Origin of the sequence: Paenibacillus vulneris (assembly GCF_039543185.1) — a bacterium.
In the GTDB taxonomy this organism is placed as follows: Bacteria; Bacillota; Bacilli; order Paenibacillales; family NBRC-103111; genus Paenibacillus_S; species Paenibacillus_S vulneris.
In genome coordinates, this window is the sequence record NZ_BAABJG010000059.1 from 1 (window position 1) to 774 (window position 774).

Here is a 774-nt window from a genome sequence, read left to right on the forward strand (position 1 = left end):
TGCAGCTTCCGCCCGCGTCATGCTCTCTTGCGGCTTCAGCAATTGACCTGCGCTGCCTTCGACAACACCGGCACGAATCATCCGTGCCACTGTCTCGCGTGCCCAATCGGACAGATTCGCCGCATCGCCGTATACCGAAAGCGCCGCTGCGATTTCCGCTTGGCTCAAGGCCGCATCCTGCGGTCTAACCAGGCTGTAAGCCCGGGCGATCATCGCGATCCCCTGCTCACGGGTGATCTGCTGGTCACCGCGGAACATACCGTCTTCGTAGCCTTCGACGATGCCGAATTCGCTGGCAACGGATACGCCATTATGATACCAGGCGGTGGAAGTAACGTCATGGAACGTGTTCTGTGCGGCCTTCTGACCCAGTAACCCCATGCCCGTCGCGGCCATTACCGCAAATTCCGAACGGTTGATGTTGCGATCCGGCGAGAAGTCATTGTTCCCCGTTCCGGCAAGAATGAGTCTGGCGGCTACATTATTAACCGTCATATGAGCCCAGTGGCTCTTCACATCACTGAAGTCCTGCGGATTCCAAATGACGGAGTAATTTCCATGGCTGCGTAAATCCTGAATCCTAGCAAAATACCGGTTGCTGATCTTCGTAACGACAGTCGGTACATGATTCACCGTTCCATCCGGGTTCACGATCACTCCGGTCGTAATCCGGTTCGGGTCGATGCCTTCAGGAAGCGCAATATATCTTGGCGCATACCCGCCCAATTGCTCTGAACGGATAGTCTGCCCTGCGCGGGAGAAGGCCAAGTCGAG

At 56.3% G+C, this 774-nt stretch carries 1 protein-coding gene; it reads right to left on the reverse strand.

Features of this window, described 5'->3' with window-relative positions; all coding sequences use genetic code 11:
- The coding region (locus tag ABEA66_RS36070; protein ID WP_345595370.1) for an S-layer homology domain-containing protein at window positions 1-774 on the reverse strand (774 nt) is incomplete at both ends.